Annotated in this window: 14 protein-coding genes and 2 pseudogenes; 9 read left to right on the top strand and 7 right to left on the bottom strand. The window is 62.2% G+C overall.

Features of this window, described 5'->3' with window-relative positions:
* Window positions 1-14: 14 nt before the first annotated feature.
* Together CKW11_RS29170 and CKW11_RS18935 are read right to left on the bottom strand one after the other, a co-directional pair.
* Window positions 15-758 (bottom strand): annotated as a pseudogene (locus CKW11_RS29170) (cache domain-containing protein); the annotation flags it as partial.
* A gap of 278 nt (window positions 759-1,036) precedes the next feature.
* Window positions 1,037-2,356 carry a Na+/H+ antiporter family protein gene (locus CKW11_RS18935; RefSeq protein ID WP_027613996.1) on the bottom strand — a complete coding sequence of 440 codons (1,320 nt, stop codon included), beginning with the start codon at window positions 2,354-2,356 and terminating at the stop codon, window positions 1,037-1,039.
* A gap of 266 nt (window positions 2,357-2,622) precedes the next feature.
* On the opposite strand from CKW11_RS18935, the pseudogene CKW11_RS29165 reads away from it, so the two are divergent.
* A pseudogene (locus CKW11_RS29165) lies at window positions 2,623-4,011 on the top strand (HAMP domain-containing protein); the annotation flags it as partial.
* 102 nt (window positions 4,012-4,113) lie between these two features.
* Complete coding sequence (locus CKW11_RS29160) at window positions 4,114-4,869, top strand: methyl-accepting chemotaxis protein (RefSeq protein WP_371262551.1); 756 nt, start codon at window positions 4,114-4,116, stop codon at window positions 4,867-4,869.
* Between the two features lie 122 nt (window positions 4,870-4,991).
* Here CKW11_RS29160 and CKW11_RS18925 read toward each other — a convergent pair whose 3' ends face one another.
* Genes CKW11_RS18925 through CKW11_RS18910 form a run of 4 tightly spaced genes read right to left on the bottom strand, consistent with a single transcriptional unit; the run spans window position 4,992 to window position 7,593 of the window.
* Window positions 4,992-6,305 carry a sensor histidine kinase gene (locus tag CKW11_RS18925; RefSeq protein WP_095138729.1) on the bottom strand — a complete coding sequence of 438 codons (1,314 nt, stop codon included), beginning with the start codon at window positions 6,303-6,305 and terminating at the stop codon, window positions 4,992-4,994.
* Window positions 6,302-6,970, bottom strand: a complete 669-nt coding sequence (locus CKW11_RS18920) for a response regulator transcription factor (RefSeq protein WP_095138728.1) — start codon at window positions 6,968-6,970, stop codon at window positions 6,302-6,304. Before CKW11_RS18920 ends, CKW11_RS18925 begins: the two co-directional genes overlap by 4 nt.
* Window positions 6,971-6,973: 3 nt before the next feature.
* Window positions 6,974-7,285, bottom strand: coding sequence for a PepSY domain-containing protein (locus tag CKW11_RS18915; protein WP_007915591.1), 312 nt, complete (start codon window positions 7,283-7,285; stop codon window positions 6,974-6,976).
* A complete protein-coding gene (locus CKW11_RS18910) occupies window positions 7,285-7,593 on the bottom strand; it encodes a PepSY domain-containing protein (RefSeq protein WP_095138727.1) in 309 nt (102 codons plus the stop codon). Before CKW11_RS18910 ends, CKW11_RS18915 begins: the two co-directional genes overlap by 1 nt.
* 245 nt (window positions 7,594-7,838) lie before the next feature.
* Here CKW11_RS18910 and CKW11_RS18905 point away from each other — a divergent pair, with 245 nt between their 5' ends.
* The 6 genes from CKW11_RS18905 to CKW11_RS18880 all read left to right on the top strand — a co-directional run bounded on the left by CKW11_RS18905 (window position 7,839) and on the right by CKW11_RS18880 (window position 13,930).
* Entirely contained in the window at window positions 7,839-8,918 is a 1,080-nt protein-coding gene (locus CKW11_RS18905) for a patatin-like phospholipase family protein (RefSeq protein WP_095138726.1), read from the top strand.
* Between the two features lie 95 nt (window positions 8,919-9,013).
* Window positions 9,014-9,370: a 6-carboxytetrahydropterin synthase QueD gene (gene queD / locus CKW11_RS18900; RefSeq protein WP_007915588.1), complete on the top strand. Its 357-nt coding sequence runs from the start codon at window positions 9,014-9,016 to the stop codon at window positions 9,368-9,370.
* 211 nt (window positions 9,371-9,581) lie between these two features.
* Window positions 9,582-10,394, top strand: coding sequence for an alpha/beta fold hydrolase (locus CKW11_RS18895; protein ID WP_095138725.1), 813 nt, complete (start codon window positions 9,582-9,584; stop codon window positions 10,392-10,394).
* Window positions 10,395-10,632: 238 nt separating this feature from the next.
* Window positions 10,633-11,904 carry a cytosine permease gene (gene codB, locus CKW11_RS18890; protein ID WP_095138724.1) on the top strand — a complete coding sequence of 424 codons (1,272 nt, stop codon included), beginning with the start codon at window positions 10,633-10,635 and terminating at the stop codon, window positions 11,902-11,904.
* 14 nt (window positions 11,905-11,918) lie between these two features.
* Entirely contained in the window at window positions 11,919-13,154 is a 1,236-nt protein-coding gene (gene codA, locus CKW11_RS18885) for a cytosine deaminase (protein WP_095138723.1), read from the top strand.
* A 119-nt stretch (window positions 13,155-13,273) separates the two neighbouring features.
* Window positions 13,274-13,930, top strand: coding sequence for a carboxymuconolactone decarboxylase family protein (locus CKW11_RS18880; RefSeq protein ID WP_095138722.1), 657 nt, complete (start codon window positions 13,274-13,276; stop codon window positions 13,928-13,930).
* A gap of 118 nt (window positions 13,931-14,048) precedes the next feature.
* Here the strand turns inward: CKW11_RS18880 and CKW11_RS18875 are convergent, their stop codons facing one another.
* On the bottom strand, window positions 14,049-15,029 hold the full coding sequence (locus tag CKW11_RS18875; RefSeq protein WP_095138721.1) for a diaminopimelate epimerase: 981 nt from the start codon (window positions 15,027-15,029) through the stop codon (window positions 14,049-14,051).
* Window positions 15,030-15,401: 372 nt separating this feature from the next.
* Here CKW11_RS18875 and CKW11_RS18870 point away from each other — a divergent pair, with 372 nt between their 5' ends.
* Window positions 15,402-16,553, top strand: a complete 1,152-nt coding sequence (locus CKW11_RS18870) for an MFS transporter (protein WP_095138720.1) — start codon at window positions 15,402-15,404, stop codon at window positions 16,551-16,553.
* Window positions 16,554-16,626 lie beyond the last annotated feature (73 nt).

The following is a 16,626-nucleotide window of genomic DNA, read 5'->3' as shown; positions in this document are numbered from 1 at the left end:
CCGTGGATCTTGTCGACGAAGCGGTTGAACGAGCCGGCCAGTTCGCCGAGTTCGTCCTGGCTGGTGATGTTCAACCGGCGGGTCAGATCGCCCTCGCCCGCCGCGATGTCGTCGAGGTTGGCTTTCATCAGGTTGAGCGGGCGCAGAATGGCGTTGGCCAGCAGCATCCCCGCAGCGGCGATCACCAGCAGCACCAGCACCGCCACGCCAACGATGCTGAGGATCACGCCTTGCATGCGCTCCTGCACTTGCGCCTCGACCACCGCCACTTGCGCTTCAATGCCGTCGAGGTTGACCGAGGTACCGACCGCCATGTCCCACTTCGCCAGGTATTCGGTGTAGCCGAGTTTCGGCACCAGCACGCTGGCATTGCCCGGCAGCGGTGAGCTGTATTGCAGATAGTGGGTGCCGTCCTTCGCCACTTTCACCAGGCCGAGGTTGACGTAGACGCCATTCGGATCGCGGTTGTCCTTGAAACTTTTGCCCACGCCTTCGGGGTCGTTGGCCTTGAACAGGCGCACGGTCTCGGAGTCGTAGCCGAAGAAGTAGCCGTCCTTGCCGTAGCGGATGCCCGAGAGCAACTTGATCGCCTGCGCCCGCGCCGCGTTGTCACCGGGGGCGGCTGCGTCGTACAGCGGTTTGATCGTGGTCATGGCCACGGCGACGTAACTTTGCAGCGTGGCCTTGGCGTCGGCGAGCAAGCGCTCGCGGGTCTGTTCGACCTCGGTGTGCGCCTGCTGCTGGAGGATGAACAGCATGGTCAGGCTGATGACCAGCGCAAAGAGCAGCACCGGCAGGACGGCAAGGGACAGGACTTTGGCCTTGAGACTCAAGCGCATTGGGGGGGCTCACTCTTTTGGTTTTATTGGCGTGGTTAAAGGCGTTAACGGCACGCAATAGCAAAAGTTGAGCGGGGGATTCACCGCATTCCCCTGTGGGAGCGGGCTTGCTCGCGAAGGCGTCGTGTCAGTCAACATTTATGTTTCTGATACACCGCTTTCGCGAGCAAGCCCGCTCCCACAGAGGATTGGCGGGTTTAGAGGACCATCGCCGCCACCCAGCCGAACGCCAGCAGCGGCAAGTTGTAGTGCAGGAAGGTCGGAACCACGGTGTCCCAGATGTGGTGATGCTGGCCATCGACGTTCAGACCCGAGGTCGGGCCCAGCGTCGAGTCGGAGGCCGGCGAGCCGGTATCGCCCAATGCCCCGGCGGTGCCGACGATGCACACGATGGCCATCGGGCTGAAGCCCAGTTGCACGCACAGCGGCACGAAAATCGCCGCCAGAATCGGCACCGTGGAGAACGACGAGCCGATACCGATGGTCACCATCAGGCCCACCAGCAGCATCAACAACGCGCCGATCGCCTGGCTGTGATCGATCCACGCCGCCGCGCTTTCCACCAGCGAACGCACTTCGCCGGTGGCCTTGAGCACTTCGGCGAAACCCGAAGCGGAGATCATGATGAAGCCGATCATCGCCATCATCTTCATGCCTTCGGTGAACAGGTCGTCGGTCTCGCGCCATTTGACGATGCCCGAGGCCGAGAAGATCAGGAACCCGGCCAGTGCGCCGATAATCATCGAGTCCAGCAGCAGCTGAATGATGAACGCGGCGGCAATCGCCAGGCCGGCAATGCCAATGGTCTTCGGGTTGTACGCCACGCTGACCTGCTCGACCTGTTCGATCTTCTGCAGATCGTAAACGCGCTTCTTGCGATAGCTGAAAAACACCGCCAGCAACAGGCCGAAGACCATGCCCAGCGCCGGAATCGCCATGGCGTGCATGACGTTGATCTGGCTGATGTCGACCCCGGCCTTGCTGACGTTAGCCAGCAGGATCTGGTTGAGGAAGATGTTGCCGAACCCCACCGGGAACACCATGTACGGGGTGATCAGGCCGAAGGTCATGACGCAGGCGATCAGCCGGCGATCCAGCTGCAACTTGGTCAGTACATAGAGCAGCGGCGGCACCAGCAGCGGAATGAACGCAATGTGGATCGGCAGGATGTTCTGCGAGGCAATCGCCACCACCCACAGCAGGCCGATCAGCAGCCACTTGACGCTGCCGCCGCCCGTCGAGTGCTGACGGTCGACCATCGCCAGGGCCTTGTCGGCCAGCGCGTGGGCCAGGCCGGACTTGGCAATCGCCACGGCGAAAGCGCCGAGCAATGCGTAGGACAACGCCACCGTCGCCCCGCCACCCAGGCCGCTGTTGAACGCCTTGAGCGTGGCGTCGATGCCCAGACCACCGGTCAGGCCACCGACCAGCGCACCGACGATCAGGGCGATCACCACGTGCACGCGGGACAGGCTGAGGATCAGCATGACGCCGACCGCAGCAATCACTGCATTCATTTCACTACCTCAAAAACACTGCGATGAAATATCACCGCCAGACAGGATGAGTCCGCCCACGGTTAACCGGCGGATTTGCAAAGAGGGTCTTATTAGAAGGGCGCGCACTGTGCCGCAGAGTGGCGGCGGTGTCAAAGCAACCGAATGTAACAACCGATGAACAACCCTGTAGGAGCTGCCGAAGGCTGCGATCTTTTGATTTTGATTTTTAAAAAACAAGATCAAAAGATCGCAGCCTTCGGCAGCTCCTACAGGGGATTGGTTGCATGCGGCAATTAGTCATATTGCACTTGAACAATAAAGAAAGCCGAAACGCGGCCGTTACAGTGCAAAGTCTCAGATATTTATCGAATAAGGACGTCTCCATGTCGCTCAGACAACTTTCCATTCAATGGAAAATCACCCTGCTCGCCGGCCTGTGCCTGGCGGGCATCGTGACCCTGCTGGTGGGTCTTTCGCTGTACCGCATGGAGCACAGCTCCGAGCTGGTGAAGGCTTCGAGCATGGAGATGCTGACCGAGTCGGCCCAAGCGCGCATTCAATCGCAAGGCGAAGTGCAGGCTGCCGGGATTCGCCAGCAGTTCATGGACGCCTATCAATACGGCCACGGCTTCTCGCGTCAGGTGCTGTTCCTGCGTGAACAGGCCGAGAAGCGCTTCCTCGACGCCTTCGACCTGCGCGAAGACATGACCCGTCAGGTCAAGTCCGCCCTGCAGGCCAACCCGGATCTGCTCGGTCTGTCGCTGGTGTTCGAAGCCAACGCGCTGGATGGCAAGGATGAACTGTTCGCCGGTCAGGCTGAACTCGGCAGCAACGACAAGGGCCGCTTCGCCCTGTACTGGTCGCAGCCGACTCCCGGCAAAGTCACCTCGATGGCCCTGCCGGAAAGCGACATGACCGATACCAGCACCGGCCCCAGCGGTCAGGCGGCCAACGCCTGGTTCACCTGCCCGCGCACCACGCTCAAACCGTGCGTGATCGAACCGTACTTCTATGTGATCGACGGCCAGAACGTGCTGATGACCAGCATCGTCTTCCCGCTGATGGTCAACGGCAAAGTCATCGCCTCGCTGTCGGTGGACATCAACCTCAACAGCCTGCAGGCGATCAGCCAGGGCGCGAGCAAAAAACTCTACGACGGCCAGACCGCCGTGAGCATCATCAGCCCCACCGGCCTGCTCGCCGGCTACAGCCCGGACGCCAGCAAGCTGAGCAAGCGTCTGGATGCCGTGGACACCGTCAGTGGTGCCGAACTGTTGCGTCAGCTCGCGGCCAGCAGCAGCGTCAGCAGCCTGCACAGCAACGGCCAGTTGAAAGTCCTGTCGCCGTTCCAGCCGATCCCCGGCGGGCCGTCGTGGGCCGTGTTGCTCGACGTGCCGGAAAAGGTGCTGGTCAGCCGCGCCGAAGCGCTCAAGCAGCAACTGGATGCGAGCAACAACTCCGGCACCCTGATCGAACTGAGCCTCGGCGTGCTAGCGGCGTTGGTCGGCCTGCTACTGGTGTGGTTGATGGCGCGCAGCGTGACCAAACCGATCCTCGGCGTGGCCAACATGCTTGAAGACATCGCCAGTGGCGAAGGCGACCTGACCCGGCGTCTGGCCTATGACAAGCAGGATGAACTCGGTCAACTGGCTGGCTGGTTCAACAAGTTCCTCGACAAGTTGCAGCCGATCATCGCCGAAGTGAAACGCTCGGTGCAGGACGCGCGCAACACCGCCGACCAGTCTTCGGCGATCGCCACCCAGACCAGCGCCGGCATGGAGCAGCAATACCGTCAGGTCGATCAGGTCGCCACCGCCTCCCACGAAATGAGCGCCACCGCGCAGGACGTCGCACGCAGCGCCGCGCAAGCCGCCGAAGCGGCCAAGGACGCCGACCGCGCCACCCGCCAGGGCCTGACCGTGATCGACCGCACCACCGCGAGTATCGACACCCTCGCCGCCGACATGAGCGCGGCGATGGTTCAGGTCGAAGGCCTGGCCGCCAACAGCGAGAAAATCGGCACCGTGCTGGAAACCATCCGCGCTATCGCCGAACAGACCAATCTGCTGGCCCTCAACGCGGCGATCGAAGCCGCACGCGCTGGTGAAGCCGGGCGTGGTTTTGCCGTGGTCGCCGACGAAGTGCGCAACCTCGCCCGCCGCACGCAGGAGTCGGTGGAAGAAACCCGTCAGGTCATCGAGCAATTGCAGACCGGTACCCAGGATGTGGTCGGTTCGATGGGCAACAGCCATCGTCAGGCGCAGGGCAGTGTCGAACAGGTCGGGCAAGCGGTGACCGCACTGCGCCAGATCGGCGACGCGGTGACAGTGATCAGCGACATGAACCTGCAGATCGCCAGCGCGGCGGAAGAACAGAGCGCGGTGGCCGAGGAGATCAACAACAACGTGGCGACCATTCGCGACGTGACCGAATCGCTGTCCGGACAGGCCAACGAGTCGGCGCGGGTGAGCCAGTCGCTGAACAGTCTGGCGAATCAGCAGCAGAGTCTGATGGATCAGTTCCGGGTCTGAAAACCATCCGTCCCTGTAGGAGTGAGCCTGCTCGCGATAGCGGTTTGTCAGACACATTGATTTCGAATGTATCGGCGCAATCGCGAGCAGGCTCACTCCTACAGTTCTTTGGCAGGCCGGGGTTAGCGTTTAGGCAATTCGATCACCACCTTCAACCCGCCCCACTCACTCTCGCCCAATACCAGCAACCCGCCCCACGTCTCGACAATATCGCGCACAATCCCCAGCCCCAGACCATGCCCGTCAGTCTGCTCATCGAGCCGCGTGCCACGGCTGAACACTTGAGTGCGCTGCTCTTGAGGAATCCCCGGCCCGTCATCTTCAACGCTCAGGGCGTAGCCGTCAGTACGTTCGATCACACTCAGACGCACCTCGGCGTCCGCCCATTTGCAGGCGTTGTCCAGCAGGTTGCCGAGCAGCTCCAGCAAGTCCTCGCGATCCCATGGCAATTGCAGCCCCGGCGGCGCAACGTAGCTCAGCGCCAGATGCTCGCCGTGGATCATGTTCAGCGTTGCCAGCAATCCCGGCAGTTCGGCATCGCAGTCGAACAGCGCACCGGGCAGCGCATCTCCGGACAACCGTGCCCGATTGAGTTCGCGATTGAGCCGCTGTTGCACTTGCTCCAGTTGCTCCTTGAGGATTCGGCGCAACTCCGGGTGGGCATCGAGTTTCTCGCTCGACGCCAGACTCAGCAGCACCGCCAGCGGGGTTTTCAGCGCATGTCCCAGATTGCCCAGCGCATTGCGCGAGCGCTTGAGGCTGTCTTCGGTGTGCGCCAGCAAATGGTTGATCTGCGCCACCAGCGGCTCCAGCTCGACCGGCACCTGATCGTCCAGTTGCGAGCGCTGGCCCTGTTGCAACTGGGCGATCTGCTCGCGCGCGCGTTCCAGCGGCTTCAACGCGCGGCGCACCGTCAGCCGTTGCAGCAGCAGAATCAGCAGCAAACCGGCAAGGCCCAGACCGAGGCCGATCTGGCGCATGCGCTGGAAACTCTCGCGCACCGGGGTGTAATCCTGGGCGACGCTGATCGAGATCGACTGTCCCAGACGCCGATAATCCGAACGCAATACCAGCAACTGCTGACCGTCCGGCCCCAGTTGCAGGTTGCTGTGCAAACCCGGGTGCTCCAGCAGCGGCAGATCCTGATCCCACAGCGAACGCGAGCGCCAGTGGCTGTCGGCAAAATCGATGCGGAAGTAATGCCCGGAAAACGGTCGCTGATAGGCCGGCGACAGGTGCCTCTCATCCAGTTGCAAACCTTGCGGGCCACGCACCAGCGCGACCAGCAGGCTTTCACTGTCGTTGCGCAGGCCGGCTTCGAGATAACGCTGCAAACCGACTTCGAACAACCACAGGCTGGTTTGCGCCAGCACCAGGCCGACGATCACCATCACGCTGATCAATCCCAGGCTCAAACGGCGCTGGATCGACCTCACGAAGCTTGCCCGCCGAACAGGTAACCCTGGCCGCGACGGGTTTCGATCACCGCTTTGCCGAGCTTGCGCCGCAGGTGGTTGACGTGAACTTCGAGGACGTTGGAGTCACGCTCGGTCTCGCCGTCATAGAGGTGCTCGGCGAGGTGGGTTTTCGACAGGATCTGTTCCGGGTGCAGCATGAAATAACGCAGCAGGCGGAATTCGGCGGCGGTCAGCTGAATCTCGCTGCCGTCGCGGATCACGCACTGGCGGCCTTCGTCCAGATGCAGGCCGGCGGCCTTGAGCGTCGGCTGGTTGGCCTGGCCCTTGGAGCGGCGCAGCAACGACTGCACCCGCAGGTGCAGTTCTTCAGGGTGGAACGGTTTGGTCAGGTAATCGTCGGCGCCAGCCTTCAGGCCTTCGATGCGCTCGGCCCAGGAATCGCGAGCGGTGAGGATCAGCACCGGGGTCGCCAGGCCACCGGCCCGCCATTGCGCCAGCACCTCCAGCCCGGGAACGCCGGGCAGGCCGAGGTCGAGAATGATCAGGTCATAGGGCTCGCTGCTGCCCTGATAAACCGCATCGCGCCCGTCCGCCAGCCAGTCCACCGCGTAGCCTTGGCGCTGCAGGCCGGCGATCAGTTCGTCGGCCAGCGGCACGTGGTCTTCCACCAGTAGCAAACGCATCAGTCAATCTTCCTTGTCTTTCACGAGTTCGCCGGTATCGGCCTTCAGGTGCAACTCACGGGCGACACCTTCGACGGTCAGCAACTCGACTTCATAAATGTAGACGTCGTGTTTTTCTTCCAGCTCGACTTCCAGCAGTTTTGCGCCGGGGTAACGATCCATTGCCTGCTGCAGCACTTGCTCAAGCGGCAGAATCACGCCCTGCTTGCGCAGATCCAGCGCTTCGTCCGGACCGAGATCGCGGGCCATGGCCGTCGAACAACACATCACCAGCGCCAGCGCCGTGCGGCGGGTGGCGCGAACATTAACCTTCATTACGTATCCTGATGATCCTTGAGAACCTGCCCAGTCACAGCGTCCAATTCCAGGTCCCACTCCAGCCCTTGCGGATCACGCATTTCGATCTGATAGATGTACTTGCCGTACTGCTCTTCCAGCTCGGTATCAGTGATGGTCGACCCCGGATGTTTGGTCAGCGCCGTGGCGTTGAGCTTCTCGAAGGAGACGATAGTACCAGCGTCGCGCAGGCGCAGGGCTTCATCGGGGCCAAGATCGCGGGCATGGGCGAGGCTGGCGGTCAGGCCGATGATCGAGGCAATGGACAGGGCAGTCAGGGTTCTCATGGGTGTCTCCGTATTTTTATGTGCAGCTACGGTGGGCACCATAGCGGTGCGAACTTAACTGAAACTGAATTGCCATCATTGTCCCAGAGCAACCCATTTCCCCTGTAGGAGTGAGCCTGCTCGCGATTGCGATGTGTCATTGAGCATTGATATGTCTGATACACCGCTATCGCGAGCAGGCTCACTCCTACAGTGTTTTGCAACATGTGCTTATAATTGTTCGCTTGCTAACGATCGAGACCGGTATGACTGCCATCCACATCAAGTTCCCCGCCCTCACCCTCAAGGCCGGCCCACGGGCCATGGCGCGCATTCGCGCTCAGGGTCTGAACGCCGCTGACGTCGGCACCCTGCCCGGTGCGGCCGGCGGGCCGAAGGCTCTGGGGATTCAGGGGCTGGACCTGGCGTTGTTCGGTGAATGGCTGCCGAGCGCGCCGCGTGAGCGCTCGCTGATCGGCGCGTCGGTCGGTTCCTGGCGCTTCGCCAGCGCCTGCCTGCCGGACGCCGCCGAAGGCATCCGCCGCCTCGGTCAGTTGTACGCCGAGCAGAATTTCAACAAAGGCGTGACCATGGCCGCGATCAGCCAGAGCTCGCAGCGCATGCTCAATGACCTGCTCGACGGCCGCGACGCCAGCATCCTCAACAATGCCGACTACCGTCTGAACATCATGGTGGTGAAAAGCCACGGACGCCTGGCCGACGATCATCGTGGCCGCCTCGGTCTGGCGCTGGGTTCGGTGATCGCGGATAACCTGCGCGGTCGCGCGCGGCTGTCGCGGCACTTCGAACGGCTGATCATTCACGACCCGCGCCTCGCCCCGCCGGTGAATGCGCTGAATGACTTTCCGTCGCGCTTCGTCGCCCTGAATGCCGGCAACTTGCGTCAGGCGCTGCTGGCCTCGGGCTCGATCCCGATGGTCATGGAAGGCGTGCGCGACCTGCCGGGTGCCGGTGCCGGCACGTTCCGCGATGGCGGGCTGCTCGACTACCACCTCGACCTGCCCTACAGCGGCGACGGCATCGTGCTTTATCCGCACTTCACCGACCGGGTGATTCCGGGCTGGTTCGACAAGACCCTGCCGTGGCGCCGCGCGTCGGTCGAGCGCTTGCAGGACGTGCTGTTGCTCGCGCCATCCAAGGAATATCTGGCACGCCTGCCCTACGGCAAACTGCCCGACCGTAATGACTTCAAGCGCTTCATGGGTGATGCGCCGAGCCGCCAAAAGTACTGGCACGCGGCGATGGACGAGAGCCGCCGACTGGGCGACGAGTTTCTCGAACTGGCCGCCAACGGTCGCCTCGCCGAGCGCTTGCTGACCCTTTAGTCAGTGTTTTCCCGCATCGCCAAACACAAGCTGGTAAACTCGCCGCCTGCCCGAATCGCTGCGGCGAACGCCACCTGAACAGAGCCGAAAATACTGTGGAAATCTTCAAGGAATTTACTTTCGAATCCGCCCACCGCTTGCCGCACGTCCCGGACGGCCACAAGTGCGGACGCCTGCACGGTCACTCGTTCAAAGTGGCGCTGCACCTGAGCGGCGACCTCGATCCGCACACCGGCTGGATCCGCGACTTCTCCGAGATCAAGGCGATTTTCAAGCCGCTGTACGAGCGTCTGGATCACAACTACCTGAACGACATTCCCGGCCTGGAAAACCCGACCAGCGAAGTGCTGGCCAAATTCATCTGGAATGAAATGAAGCCACTGCTGCCGGAACTCAGCGCGATCCGCATTCACGAGACCTGCACCAGCGGTTGCATCTATCGCGGTGAGTGACCTGATCCAGAGATCACCGAAAAACCTGTGGGAGCGGGCTTGCTCGCGAATGCGGTCTGCCAGTCGCACAAATGTTGACTGACACAATGTCTTTGCGAGCAGGCTCGCTCCCACAGGGACAGGCGGCGTGTCAGTAAATGAATAAACAGCCTTCACGGCTGTTTTTTTATGCCTATGCTTTTTGGCTCAACCCCGCCAAGAGGACAGGCCGATGACAGACTGGCTGCTGGATCAGGTCTTCGATTTCAATGGGCATCCGGTGCGCCACGCCGTGCGCGGTGACGGCCCGCCACTGGTGTTCGTGCACGGCACGCCGTTCTCGTCTTACGTGTGGCACCGCATCGTGCCGCATTTCTTTGCCAGTCATCGGGTGCATTATTTCGACCTGCTGGGCTACGGACGCTCCGCACAACCGGATGCCGATGTTTCCCTCGGCGTGCAGAATCAACTTCTCGCGCAGTTGCTCGATCACTGGAACATCCAGCGCCCGGACGTGGTCGCCCACGACTTCGGCGGTGCCACCGCGTTGCGCACGCATTTGCTCAATGGCAAGGACTACCGCAGCCTGACGCTGATCGATCCGGTGGCGCTGACGCCGTGGGGTTCGCCGTTCGTGCAGCATGTGCGCCAGCATGAAGCGGCGTTCAGCGGCCTGCCGGATTACATTCAGCGCGCGATCGTCCCGACTTACATTCGCGGGGCGATTCACCGCGACATCCCCGATGCTGAACTTGCGCCCTACGTGCAACCGTGGCTCGGCAATCCCGGGCAAGCGGCGTTCTATCGGCAGATCGCGCAGATGGACGAGCGCTACACCCGCGAGGCCGAACCGCTGTACCCGAGCATCCGCTGCCCGGTGCAGATTCTCTGGGGTGAAGCCGATCAGTGGATTCCGTTCGAACGTGGTCGGGCGTTGCACAAGATGATTCCCGGTTCGCAATTTCACCCAATCGCCAACGCCGGCCACCTGGTCCAGGAGGACGCCCCGGAAGCCATCGTCGCCGCCCTGCTGCGCTTCCTCTGACCCCACACACATACATCTGTAGGAGCTGCCGCAGGCTGCGATCTTTTGACTTTGATCTTAAAAAACAAGATCAAAAGATCGCAGCCTGCGGCAGCTCCTACATTGGGCTTCGGTGCGTTCAGGTGCACCGTTTTCGCGCCAAATATCACCGCCTCGTCTATACCTACGCGCAATGTCGTAGCTTGGCACGACCACTGCAACCCACCCCGCGTCCCCCCCTTTCAGCAAGGAACGCCCCATGACGCAGAACGATCCCGGCAACGATTACCCCCTCAGCGAAGTCCCGATGCACGCGCGAAAAGGCCTGGCCTCGACCGCCATGGTGTTACTGGGATTTACATTTTTCACCGCAACCATGTTTGCCGGCGGCAAGCTTGGGGTCGCCTTCAGTTTTGGCGAGATGCTGGCGGTGATCATCGTCGGTAACCTGCTGCTCGGTCTGTATGCGGCGGGCCTCGGTTATATCGCCTTCAAGAGCGGACTTAACTCCGTGCTGATGGGGCGCTTCTGTTTTGGTGAAGTTGGCAGCAAGCTCAGCGACCTGATCCTCGGTTTCACCCAGATCGGCTGGTACGCCTGGGGCACTGCGACCGCCGCCGTGGTGCTCGGCAAATACTTCGATCTGGAGCAAGGCGCGGTGCTCGGTTTGATGGTGCTGTTCGGCCTGGTGTTCTGCGCCACGGCGTATGTCGGGTATCGCGGTCTGGAGATTCTGTCGTACATCGCGGTGCCGGCGATGATGTTGCTGCTGATGCTGTCGATGTTGGTCGCGACGGTAAAAGTCGGCGGCCTCGAAGGTTTGCTCAGCGTGGTGCCGACGGGTTCGCTGGACTGGTCGACCGCCATCACCTTGGTGTTCGGCACCTTCGTCAGCGGTGCGACCCAGGCGACCAACTGGACCCGCTTCTCACGCTCGGCACGCGTTGCCGTGTTGGCCAGCCTGATCGGATTTTTCATCGGCAATGGCCTGATGGTGCTGATCGGCGCCTACGGTGCGATTGTCTATCAGCAGCCCGACGTGGTTGAAGTGTTGCTGCTGCAAGGTTTCGCCATGGCCGCGATGGCGATGCTGTTGCTGAATATCTGGAGCACCCAGGACAACACCATCTACAACTTTGCCGTCGCCGGCTGCAACCTGCTGCGCACCGGACGGCGCAAAACCGTGACCCTGGCCGGCGCGGTGATCGGCACCCTGCTCGCCCTGCTGGGCATGTACGACATGCTGGTGCCGTACCTGATTCTGCTGGGCACGGTGATTCCGCCGATTGGCGGGGTGATCATGGCCGACTTTTTCTTCCGCTGGCGCGGGCGCTATCCGCGGCTGGCCGACGCACGGCTACCGGCGTTCAACTGGCCGGGGCTGGGGGCTTACGCGGTCGGCACGCTCGCCGCGTTCCACTCGCCCTGGGTCGCGCCGCTGGTAGGGATTGCCGCCGCCGCGCTAACGTATGTCATCGTCACCGGCCTGCTCGGCGCCCGTCGCGCCAGTGCGCCACTACCAGACCTATAAGAAGGATTCGCCTGATGCACATCATCAACGCCCGACTGCGCAACCAGGACGGTTTGCACGAATTGCACCTGGAAGACGGCCTGATCCGCAGCATCGGCCGCCAGACCGAAGCCCCGACCCTCAACCCCGGCGACCTCGACGCCGGCGGCAATCTGGTGGTGCCGCCCTTCGTCGAGCCGCACATCCACCTCGACGCCACGCTGACCGCTGGCGAGCCGCGCTGGAACATGAGTGGCACGCTGTTCGAGGGCATCGAGTGCTGGGGCGAGCGCAAGGTCACCATCACCGAAGAAGACACCAAAACCCGCGCCAAGAAAACCATCCAGGCGCTGGCCGCCCACGGCATCCAGCACGTGCGCACCCACGTCGACGTCACCGATCCGCAACTCACCGCGCTCAAGGCGATGCTCGAAGTGCGCGAAGAAACCCGGCAGCTGATCGACCTGCAAATCGTTGCGTTCCCGCAAGAGGGCATCGAGTCGTTCCGCAACGGTCGCGAGCTGATGGAGGAAGCGATTCGCATGGGCGCCGATGTGGTCGGCGGCATTCCGCATTTCGAGTACACCCGTGATCAGGGCGTCAGTTCGGTGAAGTTTCTGATGGACCTGGCCGAACGCACCGGCTGCCTGGTTGACGTGCATTGCGACGAGACCGACGACCCGCACTCGCGCTTTCTTGAGGTGCTCGCCGAAGAGGCGCGCAGCCGCGACATGGGTGCGCGGGTCACCGCCAGCCACACCACGGCAATGGGCTCTTACGACAACGCCTACTGCGCCAAACTGTTTCGCCTGCTCGGGCATTCCGGGATCAGCTTCGTCTCGTGCCCGACCGAAAGCATTCACCTGCAGGGGCGCTTCGACAACTTCCCGAAACGCCGTGGCGTGACCCGCGTGAATGAATTGCTGGAGGCCGGGATGAACGTGTGTTTTGGCCAGGACTCGATCGTCGATCCGTGGTATCCGCTGGGCAACGGCAACATCCTGCGCGTGCTGGAAGCCGGGTTGCACATCTGCCACATGCTCGGCTATCGCAACCTGCAGAACGCGCTGGATCTGGTCACCGACAACAGCGCCAAGGCCATGCACCTGGGCGAGCGATATGGGCTGGTAGAGGGGCGCCCGGCGAACCTGCTGATTCTGTCGGCGGACAGCGATTACGAGGTTATTCGCAGCCAGGGCCTGCCGCTGTATTCGATTCGCGGCGGCAAGGTGCTGATGCAGCGGCAGATGCCGGTGGTGGAGTTCGTCTAGGATAATCATATCGGCGTCGCGATGACGCCGATTTCCCCCCACCTCGATGGACGCTTTTTCATGCTGAAGTTCGTGCGTAGTTGATCAACCGCCATCCTCATTGGCTTGAGGATTTCTCCATGAATCACAAACCTTCTCCCATGGCCACGCTGTACCAAGAAGGCCGTCATACCTTTACCGGACTTGTACCCGATGGAGGCGCTCGTCTCGATGCACTGTTTCACACCGTGCCCGCGTTGGGCGAGTTGGCGGTGGGTGTGGTTTACGGGCATTTGCATGCGCGCCCCGGCCTCGACCCGCGTTTGCGTGAAGCCGTATCGTTTGCTGCAATTGTCGCCTCGGGGATGGTCGGTCCGCCGCTGAGTGTGCACCTCAAGACGGGAATGGCCTCGGGGCTGGCGCCCGGCGAAATGACCGAAGTGTTGTTGCAGGCCTCGGCATTTGCCGGTTTTCCTCGGGCGGTCAGCGCAGCGGAGCAACTCAATCGGCTGTTCGACGAAGCCGGCCTGACCTCACCGCCCCCACCGACACCCCGTGAAGTCGCACAGGCCTTCTGTGAAAAAGTGCGCGCTGGGCATGCACCGATTCCTGTGAGTGGCGCGGTAAAGCGCCAGTTGAAACATGCGCAAAGGCTGGCGCTACAGGCCAGTTCGGCGCACACGGTGATTGTTGAATGTTTCGAGGATGAGCTTTCGCCACGTGCACTGCTCTGGTTGGCGGTGCAGGATGATCATGTAGTGTCGGTGACGTTGTTCAAGGCTCATTTGACAGGGTAACTCTGCGGGCCTCATCGCTGGCAAGCCAGGCTCCCACAGGGTTTTGTGTGGAAACATTATTCGTGTCCACCTGAATCCAATGTGGGCGCCGGGCTTGCCAGCGATGACGATTCAGAACTCAGCCCATCAACCGCGCCGCACCGAACAACCTGACCCGCACCAGCTCTCCGTGCACTTCTTCGAGCAGAATCGGCGCGGTGCCGCCGGGCATGATCACTTCCACCTCCCCCGCCGTCACCCAATTCACTCGCCATGCCGCACACGCCACCGCACTGGCACTGGTGCCGGAAGACGCCGTCGGCCCTTCGCCACGCTCGAATACTCGGGCGACGATGCGCTGCGCGGACTCAAGCGCGGCCCATTGCAGATTGACGCCCGCCGGGCATGGCAATCCGGCGCCAGTCGGCATGGCGTAGGCGATTCCGGTCAGGCCTTCAGCCAAGGGCGATTCGCGCATTTGTGAGTTGCTCGGCAGCTCGGCGACGTCGCTCAACAACGTCACACAATGCGGGTTGCCGATGCGCACAAACTGGCTGTGCTGCCACGCGGGATCGAGCTGCGCCAAGGGTTTTACATGGCTCACTTCATGACCATTGAATTCGCGGCTTTCAACATTCCGGGCGGTCACCGCTGAAGGCCCGAAGCCCGGTTGACCGAGGTCCAGCCAGAAGCCGTTAGCGTCTTCGACTGCGGCCGGTTTCACCACGGTTTGCACAGCATCACCCTTGTCGTGATGCACCTTCAGCAACGCGCCTTCTTCCGGCATCAGCCCCTGCTCCAGCAACGCTTGGGAAAAGATCGTCAGACCGTTGCCACTGCGCTCGGCCAAGGTGCCGTCGGTGTTGACGATCAGCACGTCGAACGGCGCTGCCGACTGAAACGGGCCGATCAGCAGGCCATCGCTGCGGTGCGATTTGCTCCCCGCCGGACGCCGCCCCTCAGGCCAGTCGCAGCACAGCGCAATGGCTGCCTGACTCCATGCCTTTCTCGACAAGGCACACTGCGCGGCACCGACAGGCAAATCGATCCCCGCCTCACGAAGTGCCTGAGGCGAAACCACCCCGTAGATATTGCCCCGTGCATCGTAGAACTGCGTCATCACTAGCCTCACTCACCTAGTCGAAGCACCTACTGTAAACCGCGATCCCCTGTAGGAGTGAGCCTGCTCGCGATAGCGGGGTGTCAGGCGCCCTATTCATTGCCGGAGCCACCGCCTTCGCGAGCAAGCCCGCTCCCACATTAAATGGCGGGCGCTCACAAATCTGCTGTCATGCGCAGATCACTGTGGGAGCGGGCTTGCTCGCGAAGGCGGTGTGTCATTCACTATATTTTTTGGCTGACACACCACTATCGCGAGCAGACTCATCCCTACAGGTTAGGATATCGGTTGCACCGCCCCGAGACCTGCGATCGAACCTCGACGCGCTATCACTGTCATTCGGGGACGCGACGTTTTTTGCCAAGGACCGATATGACCAGCCTCAACCCCCAAGACACCTTCGTCCCCGGACGCCTGCAACAGATGTCGACGCGCATCGCTTTTTTCATCGCCGGCCTCGGCATTGCCGCGTGGGCGCCGCTGGTGCCGTACGCCAAGGCCCGCGCCGGGCTCGATGAGGGTACGTTGGGTCTGCTGTTGCTGTGCCTGGGGGTCGGCTCGATTCTGGCGATGCCGCTGGCGGGGATTCTCGCCACGCGCTTCGGCTGCCGCAAAGTCGCCACCGGCGGTACCCTGCTGATTTGCGCGGCACTGCCGTTGCTGGCGACGGTGTCGTCGATACCGGCGCTGATCGCCACGCTGTTCATGTTCGGCGCCGGGTTGGGCACGGTGGATTCGACCGTCAACCTGCAAGCGGTGATCGTCGAGCGAGCCAGCGGCAAAAATATGATGTCGGGGTTTCATGGCCTGTTCAGCCTCGGCGGGATTGTCGGCGCGGCCGGTGTCAGCGCCCTGCTCGGCCTCGGGCTGACGCCGCTGGCGGCGATGCTGGTGGTGGTGGCGGTGTTGATCGGCGCGCTGTTCAAAGCGGTGCCGCACATGCTGCCGTACGGCAGCGAAAGTTCCGGCCCGGCATTCGCCATTCCCCACGGCATCGTGCTGTTCATCGGCGGGATGTGCTTCATCGTGTTCCTCACCGAAGGCGCGGCGCTGGACTGGAGCGCGGTGTTTCTCGCCCAGGAACGCGGGATCGACACGGCGTATGCAGGATTGGGTTACGCCGCGTTTGCCCTGACCATGACGGCGGGACGCTTGCTGGGCGACCGGATCGTGCGCAGTGTCGGTGCCACGCGGATCATTCTGTTCGGCGGGCTGCTGGCAGCGGCAGGTCTGTTTCTGGCGACCTTCGCCCCGAGCTGGGAAGCCGCGCTGCTCGGTTACGCGCTGGTCGGCGCCGGCTGCTCGAACATCGTGCCGGTGCTGTACACGGCGGTGGGCAAGCAGACGGTGATGCCGGAAAGCATCGCGGTGCCGGCGATCACCACGCTGGGTTACGCAGGAATTCTGGCGGGGCCGGCGGTGATCGGCTTTGTCGCGCATGCCAGCAGTTTGAGTTTTGCGTTCGGGTTGATGGCGGTGCTGTTGGTGGCGGTGGCGATTGGCGGCAAAACACTCAAAGTCTGAACAGCATCATTGTGGCGAGGGAGCTTGCTCCCGCCGGGTTGCGAAGCGACCCCAAAAAATCGGGCCTGCTGCG

The sequence above is a fragment of the Pseudomonas sp. Irchel s3a10 genome (assembly GCF_900187525.1).
Classification (GTDB): Bacteria; Pseudomonadota; Gammaproteobacteria; order Pseudomonadales; family Pseudomonadaceae; genus Aquipseudomonas; species Aquipseudomonas koreensis_G.
This window is presented reverse-complemented; position numbering and strand designations above follow the sequence as displayed.